This is a genomic window from Methanobrevibacter sp., from assembly GCF_030539555.1.
In the GTDB taxonomy this organism is placed as follows: Archaea; Methanobacteriota; Methanobacteria; order Methanobacteriales; family Methanobacteriaceae; genus Methanocatella.
Map to the genome: position 1 here is coordinate 1 of NZ_JAUNXX010000074.1, position 6815 is coordinate 6815.

Genomic DNA, 6815 nt, shown 5'->3' on the forward strand with positions numbered 1-6815 from the left:
TTGATGATAATTATAGTAATGATTTTGGATATTTGGAATTTAAAGTCACAGCCTATTTGGATAGATATGGGGATTGCTTTGATGAAAACTGGACTGAATGTGAAGATTTCCATAATAACTATCAGGCATATTTAGCTAATCCGGATAATTACTCCTTAAATGAAAGTAATGAAAACTATGAAACATATTTGAAAATATATGAATCTATAGTTTCAACGTTTGATGATTATAATTTAACTGACAATGAAACACAATATCTTAAATTTGTAATAATGTATTACTTGAATAATTACGGAAATTGTTCCAATTTCACTGAAAATGAAAGTGATGGATTTTCCAGATACTGTCCAGCATATTTGCTAACTGCCACATTTGCTGATGTTTTTGAATCAGAAACCTCTCCTGCAGTTCATTCTAAGAAGATAAATGAAAAAGATCAAAATGAACCTAGTCAGAATTCTAAAAATTCCATTTCAACAACTTGGAGTAATGGAGTTTATTCAAATTCAGTTGGAATGAATAATTCAGCCGATTTAAGTGATTGCAATAATTTAAATAATTCCACAATAACTTCAGTTTCACAAAATGCTGGTGAAAGCAATTTAATCATGTTGTTCATGGTTATTTTGGTGATGGTATTGGCGATTATTTAATTTTTCTTCTTTTTTTTAAATATTCATTATTGATAACCTTTTTATCATGTTTGTAACAAAGTATAATGTGGAGGTTATATTGTGAGTATTATAAGACATTGTCCGAATTGTGGAAATGTGGTGTCTGATGGAGATTTTTGTACAGAATGCGGTTACAATCTGTCAGATGGTATTAATCATGTTGAAAATGATTCCAAAGAGTTTTTTGAGATATTACATGAAAAAACAAGTTTTCCGATTTTAATATTTTCCTTCGTCGTATTTGGAATATTCTTATTCATTGGTTCAATAGTATGGTCATCATTCATGGCAAATTCATCCATTGATTTAGTTACCTATTTCATATTGACAATTGTATTTTCAGTATTCTTTGGAGCAATATTTATGGGTTATTTCGCTTGTAGGGACAAATCCTATGTATTGCCCAATTTCTATATGTATCTTGGAAGTATTTTTGCAGTTGTTATGTGTGTTGTAGGTTTGATATTTACTTTCTTAATGGGAATTGTATCTCTTTTAAGTTCTATTCTTCCATTTGGATCTTCAAGTTCTAATTATGGAACTTCATATCAGCCAACAGCACCGAATTATGGGTCATTGATTGATTTGAGTTTTGTCTTCAAGATTTTGCTATTCATATTATTGATTCCCGTTGCATCCTATTTCGGAATGTATTTGGGTCATCTGCTTCGGGAAAATATGTGATTGTGTATAATATTCATCAAATACTGATGAATGTTTCCAACTTGAATTATTAATTTTCTGATTGAATAAATTTAACGTCCGATATTTTTTTTTCAATAGGCAAAAAACCTAAAATTGAACCGTCTAATATATATACTAATTAGAAACATAAATAAACTTATTAATAAATTAAATTTAATTAAATAAAGGTTTGATAATATGGTCAGATTTTCACAAACTCTTGATGATAGGCAAGCAAGAAATAGAGAAAAACCTTATGAGCAGGTTAGGAATAATCAGCAATATTATTCTCCTGAAGGAAGACAGCCTTATGTTGTTCAAAGAGATGACAGATTATATTCTCAACCGCCAAAACCTTCTCGTCCGGAACCTGCCTATCAAAGACAAGATAATTTCTACACTCCTACTCAGGTTGAGGAAATTGAGGAAATTATCTATGAAAGACCAGCTATTGAAAGAGAATCCATTAAACCCGATTACTCCAAACCTGAATTAAAATTCCCTAAAGATCAGAATATTCAATTTGGTGTAGAATATTCGCCAAATTCTAAACCGCCGGTCATCGGTAAAAATTACACTATCCGGTCCAATTCAATCATATATAATGATGTTGTCATTGGAGATAATTTCAGAACCGGACACAATGTTGTCATTCGTGAAAACACCAACATTGGGGATGATGTTTTGATTGGAACAAATACAGTCATTGAAGGGGATGTAATTATTGGAAATGATGTCAGTATACAATCTAACGTTTATATTCCGACTAATTCAGTAATTGAGGATAATGTATTTATCGGACCTTGTGCTTGTTTTACTAATGATAAATATCCTGTAAGAATTAACTATGAACTTCAAGGACCTAGAGTCAGACGTGGCGCTTCTATTGGTGGTAACACAACTTTCCTGTCAAATGTTGAGATTGGAGAAGGATCTATTGTTGCTGCAGGAGCTATTGTAATCCATTCTGTTCCACCGTTCTATCTGGCTATCGGAACACCTGCCCGTATCAAGCCGCTTCCGGACCATTTAAAAGTTCCAAACAGATTTTAGTTCGTATATGCCAAAACATTATATATTCCGATTATCTAATATAATATTAAATATTCTAATGGGGATTATATTATGGCTATTTATAAATGCAAAATTTGTGGATACACTTTTGATGAAAGTAATATTGAAGAAGGCTTGAATATTCCTGAAGGAACAAAATTCGATGATTTGCCAAGTTCATTTAAATGTCCTAAATGTCGCATGGCTAAAGGAATGTTTGAAAAGGTAGATTAATTTTATATATTACAATCGTATAAACTATTATTAATTAAATGTAACAATTTAATAAAATTTTAAGGAGATTGTTATTATGGCAAAATTTAAATGTAAAATTTGCGGATTTGTAACTGAAGAATTTGAAGAACTCCCAGAAGACTATAAATGTCCAATGTGTGGCGCTAGCGCTGACATGTTTGAAAAAGTAGAATAAGGGGGAAAATTAGCATGGCATTTGTTTGTAAAGTATGTGGATATGTTCATGAAGCAGATGAATTACCAGAAGACTTCACTTGCCCAATGTGCGGTGTAGGCGCTGAAAACTTTGAAGAACAATAAGTTTCTTCATTTCTTTTTTTTATATTTTTTCTAAAAACTGTTTATTTATATATTCAACACTTATTTTTTCCTGATATTTATCAAATATCTTTTCAATATCTCTATTGTCTCCGGATACAATTTCATAACTAACCTTGTCGGTATAATCCTTATTGATGGTTGTTAACTGATTGTTCCTAACTTCGCTGTCAGCTATTTTAATATGGGAATAATCAAAAGTAATTTTAAAGACATCATATTCTTCGATTTCAGCTATTTCAGCTTTGCCGATAGCTTCCATAACGGACTTTGAATATGCTCTTACAAGCCCTCCTGCTCCAAGCTTGATTCCTCCGAAATATCTTGTAACGACTGCAGTAACATTGTGGAGTTCATTTTTTCTCAATACATTAATCATAGGTTTTCCGGCAGTTCCGCCAGGTTCCCCATCATCATCAAAACCTTCCCCATCACTTACAATATATGCAGTGCAGTTATGGGTGGCATCGCTGTACTGTTCATTCAGCTTTTGGATAATCTCTTTTGATTCCTTTTTGGTTTTAGTTGGAAATAGAGAGCAAATGAACTGGGATTTTTTTACATTTATTTCACATTGGACTGCTTTTTTAATGGTTTTCATAATATCCTATATATTTATATAATTAATCAAATATATTATACTTAATTAAATTTCACAAGGTGTTTATATTGTCAAGTAGATCTGCTACTGTACTGGTAATTTTTATTGTTGCAATTGTTGCTTTCTGTCTGGCCAGTGTTTTTGGAGCCATGACCGGAACAATATCCATCTTACCAAATGAAACTGAGGATGGTGGAAGCATTTTGGATAATCTGTCAGCCATAACTGATGGTACTGGTGATACAGGTAATAGTTATGGTAATGATAACTATAATGATTACAGCAGCTCCTCTCAAAGTTCTTCAGATAATGACAATGATAATAAGAATGTGGAGACAACTACTGATGACTCCAGTTCAAATTCAGGTTCAGGTTCATCAGATAGTAGTAATAATGTAGAAACAACAACTGACACATCATCCGGTTCATCCGGAAGTTCTCAAGGTTCAGATGATGTTTCAAGTAATGTTGTAACTACTACTGATGATTCAACTTACTAATCTTTTTTTTTTAAAAATCAAGCAGCTTTTCAACATCGAAGATTACTGTGTTGATAGCTAAATTAAACAATCTTTCTCCGTAAACTTCATCAATATAGACTCCATTTTCTTTAACGTCCATTGCACCTTCTTCAATGTTCGGATCATTTTCACGAGCTTTCTTAAATCCATATAGGCCTACTTCCTCATATTCATCAACATTTGCCTGGTTTTCAAGTTCATCTTCATTGACGATGCCTAAGACTTTAGCCATTGAGAGTTCTCCGCTGCCTCCGTGAGGACCCTCCGATGATATGACCTTATTGTTGAAGACAATTGATAAATCCGTTTTATCTTCAATGTCCCATAATTCTGTCATAAGCGGAATATTTCCTCCATGAGCATTTACAATAATAACCTTTTCAATATCCAGGAATTTTTTAGCAGAGTTAAGGGTATTTATAACATTTTCTTTTAATTCATCAAGTGAAACATGCACTCCATGGTCTATTTCATCCAGTTCATATGCAGGATATATCACTCCTAAAAATTTAGCTCCAGTAAGTAGGGATGACTGAAATGCAATGTGGGAACCAATTTTTGCATCAGTATCAATCGGAAGAGCAGGGCCATGGTTTTCCAGATGTGAACCTAGTGCTATTATTCCGATTTTGTGGACTCGGGGATCTTTGATGTTGCCTGCACGATATCTTAATTCAGCCATAATTTCACCTTATAGTTCAAAGTTCCAAATGTCATCGCCGACATAATGCTTTGTTTCAACGGCTTTCCCTGAATCGTTTTCAACCATTTCTTCACCGCTTATTAGGCTCACGCCAATTGCTAATGGTTTTCCATGGGTTTCATCCACGATTAGAACAATGTCTCCCTTTTCAATTCCATCATCGGCGGCTACAATTCCAGGACTCATTATGTCAGCACCGTTACTTACAAATCTGATGGCTCCCATGTCCACAGTCACTTTTTTGCTGTCGATTTGGTTTGCAAGGGCAGCCTTAAGTGTTGGAAACGGCTTGTCTTCAATCATTATGATGTAAGGTTCCCCATCCACCAGAATGAATGAGTTCGGTTCTGCCTCAAGTATTTCTACGTTTTTCTTATTTTGAAGTAAATCTCCATATTCTCCTAATTCGGCTTTTATTGCTTTTATTTTTTTCTTTTTTAAGAAATTTCTTTTTTTGACTTTTATGCTCATGTTTTTTGCCTATACTATTTTAATGAATTATATATTTGTAACTTAAATAAATAAATTTATTTATTAATTAAATATTTTCTTTTTTTCCTTGAAAATACATGTCTGTGGTCTATTTCCTCACCTAAATTGGCCATGCTGAATGGCGGATCGTCTCTTGTGTATTTTGCAATTGATGTTGCATTGTGATTGCTTAGTCTGTTAATGTTTGAATCTATTATTTCAAGCTCTTTTTCACTGAATTTCGCTTGGGGAATGATTGTTAGGTAGTATCTGTGTATGGTTCTGTTGTAATAGGGTTCTTTTCTTAAGAACAGTCGTTTTTGATTTATCAAATCCTGAGTTATTTCAAGGAAATGCTTGGGTTTGATTCCTTTTCTGGATTTTATATATGTTTCTTTTGTAAGTGATGTTCCATATATTTCGTAATACTCAAAATCGATAAAATATAACATGCTGCAGAGTACAGTTTTACCTAAGTTGGGTTTGTTGTAGCATCGGGATAAAATATAGATTATTAGGTTGATATAAGTGTCTTTTTTGAATTTCATTTTATGGCCTGGTGATGGTTTTGTGTTTTCAGGTTATGTTTTTGCTAGAATTTAAAGTAAGTGGGAGAGCAGTTGAAAAATAATCTTTGTTTTTAAATTTTAAATATCTGAAAGATAATAATTAGTAAATGGATAATTTTTTTATACTTTTAGTTAAAAATAAGGTAACATTTATATAGTAGTTAAATTATATTTAATAGTATTAGTTTTAATTAGGTTTTGTCTTATCTTAACTTGATTATATTATGAGTGATTACTAAAATTTAATTCATAAAACTAAAATTTGTAATAATATAAGGTGATATAATGAGCGGACAAAATGTTCAAAGACCACTTGATGCATTAGGAAAATCTGTAGATTCTCCAGTTTTAATAAAACTCAAAGGAGATCGTGAATTTAGAGGCACACTTAAGAGCTTTGATTTACACATGAATTTAGTTCTTAACGATGCAGAAGAATTACAAGACGGAGAAATTACTAGAAGACTCGGTGTTGTCCTCATAAGAGGAGACAATATTGTTTATATTTCACCATAATTATTATTCGATAATTATTTCGAGATTATATTTTCAACGATAAGTTAAGGAGGTGTATCAATGTCAAAGGGAACTCCATCAATGGGTAAGAAGAATAAAAAGACCCATATCAGATGTAGAAGATGTGGTAGAAACACTTACCATATACGTAAAAAAGTCTGTGCTTCTTGCGGATTCGGTAAATCCAAAAAATTAAGAAGATACAGCTGGCAAAACAAAAAACCAACTACTAGACAAAGATTAGTATAAGGTTGGTAAAACTTTGAAGATTATTCAATAATCTTCTTCTCAAATCTATTTTTAGTTACTTTTCAATCACTGCATAATTTATTAACTACTTTTTTTAAATAATCTTATAGCACTTACTAGATTAATTTAATCAGTTGTGGAGGTTATTGTTATGACTTCTTTAAATGATATTGCTAGACAAAACAATGTAAATTTAGAAGA

Annotated in this window: 13 protein-coding genes; 9 read left to right on the top strand and 4 right to left on the bottom strand. The window is 32.1% G+C overall.

Features of this window, described 5'->3' with window-relative positions; genetic code table 11:
• From Q4Q55_RS09130 to Q4Q55_RS09155, 6 genes are all read left to right on the top strand, one after another.
• A partial coding sequence (locus Q4Q55_RS09130; protein ID WP_303372506.1) for a hypothetical protein occupies nucleotides 1–653 on the top strand: 653 nt, incomplete at its 5' end.
• An 81-nt stretch (nucleotides 654–734) separates the two neighbouring features.
• Nucleotides 735–1358, top strand: coding sequence for a zinc ribbon domain-containing protein (locus Q4Q55_RS09135; protein ID WP_303372507.1), 624 nt, complete (start codon nucleotides 735–737; stop codon nucleotides 1356–1358).
• 465 nt (nucleotides 1359–1823) lie between these two features.
• A complete protein-coding gene (locus tag Q4Q55_RS09140; RefSeq protein ID WP_303372515.1) occupies nucleotides 1824–2411 on the top strand; it encodes an acyltransferase in 588 nt (195 codons plus the stop codon).
• A gap of 72 nt (nucleotides 2412–2483) precedes the next feature.
• Nucleotides 2484–2645, top strand: a complete 162-nt coding sequence (locus Q4Q55_RS09145) for a rubredoxin (RefSeq protein WP_303372508.1) — start codon at nucleotides 2484–2486, stop codon at nucleotides 2643–2645.
• 76 nt (nucleotides 2646–2721) lie between these two features.
• Nucleotides 2722–2841: a rubredoxin gene (locus Q4Q55_RS09150; protein WP_303372509.1), complete on the top strand. Its 120-nt coding sequence runs from the start codon at nucleotides 2722–2724 to the stop codon at nucleotides 2839–2841.
• 14 nt (nucleotides 2842–2855) lie between these two features.
• Nucleotides 2856–2966, top strand: coding sequence for a rubredoxin-like domain-containing protein (locus Q4Q55_RS09155; protein WP_297824438.1), 111 nt, complete (start codon nucleotides 2856–2858; stop codon nucleotides 2964–2966).
• 19 nt (nucleotides 2967–2985) lie between these two features.
• Here the strand turns inward: Q4Q55_RS09155 and Q4Q55_RS09160 are convergent, their stop codons facing one another.
• Nucleotides 2986–3585, bottom strand: a complete 600-nt coding sequence (locus Q4Q55_RS09160) for a YigZ family protein (RefSeq protein WP_303372510.1) — start codon at nucleotides 3583–3585, stop codon at nucleotides 2986–2988.
• A gap of 68 nt (nucleotides 3586–3653) precedes the next feature.
• On the opposite strand from Q4Q55_RS09160, the gene Q4Q55_RS09165 reads away from it, so the two are divergent.
• Entirely contained in the window at nucleotides 3654–4085 is a 432-nt protein-coding gene (locus Q4Q55_RS09165) for a hypothetical protein (protein WP_303372511.1), read from the top strand.
• Between the two features lie 10 nt (nucleotides 4086–4095).
• Here the strand turns inward: Q4Q55_RS09165 and arfB are convergent, their stop codons facing one another.
• Genes arfB through Q4Q55_RS09180 form a run of 3 tightly spaced genes read right to left on the bottom strand, consistent with a single transcriptional unit; the run spans nucleotide 4096 to nucleotide 5828 of the window.
• Nucleotides 4096–4788: a 2-amino-5-formylamino-6-ribosylaminopyrimidin-4(3H)-one 5'-monophosphate deformylase gene (arfB, locus tag Q4Q55_RS09170; RefSeq protein WP_303372512.1), complete on the bottom strand. Its 693-nt coding sequence runs from the start codon at nucleotides 4786–4788 to the stop codon at nucleotides 4096–4098.
• Between the two features lie 9 nt (nucleotides 4789–4797).
• Nucleotides 4798–5280 carry an RNA-binding protein gene (locus tag Q4Q55_RS09175; protein ID WP_303372513.1) on the bottom strand — a complete coding sequence of 161 codons (483 nt, stop codon included), beginning with the start codon at nucleotides 5278–5280 and terminating at the stop codon, nucleotides 4798–4800.
• Between the two features lie 56 nt (nucleotides 5281–5336).
• Entirely contained in the window at nucleotides 5337–5828 is a 492-nt protein-coding gene (locus Q4Q55_RS09180) for a Panacea domain-containing protein (RefSeq protein ID WP_303372514.1), read from the bottom strand.
• Nucleotides 5829–6134: 306 nt separating this feature from the next.
• Here Q4Q55_RS09180 and Q4Q55_RS09185 point away from each other — a divergent pair, with 306 nt between their 5' ends.
• Nucleotides 6135–6365, top strand: a complete 231-nt coding sequence (locus tag Q4Q55_RS09185) for an LSm family protein (RefSeq protein ID WP_296879881.1) — start codon at nucleotides 6135–6137, stop codon at nucleotides 6363–6365.
• Nucleotides 6366–6425: 60 nt separating this feature from the next.
• A complete protein-coding gene (locus tag Q4Q55_RS09190; protein WP_067042784.1) occupies nucleotides 6426–6614 on the top strand; it encodes a 50S ribosomal protein L37e in 189 nt (62 codons plus the stop codon).
• Nucleotides 6615–6815 lie beyond the last annotated feature (201 nt).

Excerpts from the sequence above, each read along its gene's own strand:
- arfB (WP_303372512.1), bottom strand. The coding sequence starts at position 4,788 with ATGGCTGAATTAAGATATCGTGCAGGCAACATCAAAGATCCCCGAGTC.
- Q4Q55_RS09160 (WP_303372510.1), bottom strand. The coding sequence starts at position 3,585 with ATGAAAACCATTAAAAAAGCAGTCCAATGTGAAATAAATGTAAAAAAA.
- Q4Q55_RS09150 (WP_303372509.1), top strand. The coding sequence starts at position 2,722 with ATGGCAAAATTTAAATGTAAAATTTGCGGATTTGTAACTGAAGAATTT.
- Q4Q55_RS09145 (WP_303372508.1), top strand. The coding sequence starts at position 2,484 with ATGGCTATTTATAAATGCAAAATTTGTGGATACACTTTTGATGAAAGT.
- Q4Q55_RS09180 (WP_303372514.1), bottom strand. The coding sequence starts at position 5,828 with ATGAAATTCAAAAAAGACACTTATATCAACCTAATAATCTATATTTTA.
- Q4Q55_RS09175 (WP_303372513.1), bottom strand. The coding sequence starts at position 5,280 with ATGAGCATAAAAGTCAAAAAAAGAAATTTCTTAAAAAAGAAAAAAATA.
- Q4Q55_RS09190 (WP_067042784.1), top strand. The coding sequence starts at position 6,426 with ATGTCAAAGGGAACTCCATCAATGGGTAAGAAGAATAAAAAGACCCAT.
- Q4Q55_RS09155 (WP_297824438.1), top strand. The coding sequence starts at position 2,856 with ATGGCATTTGTTTGTAAAGTATGTGGATATGTTCATGAAGCAGATGAA.
- Q4Q55_RS09185 (WP_296879881.1), top strand. The coding sequence starts at position 6,135 with ATGAGCGGACAAAATGTTCAAAGACCACTTGATGCATTAGGAAAATCT.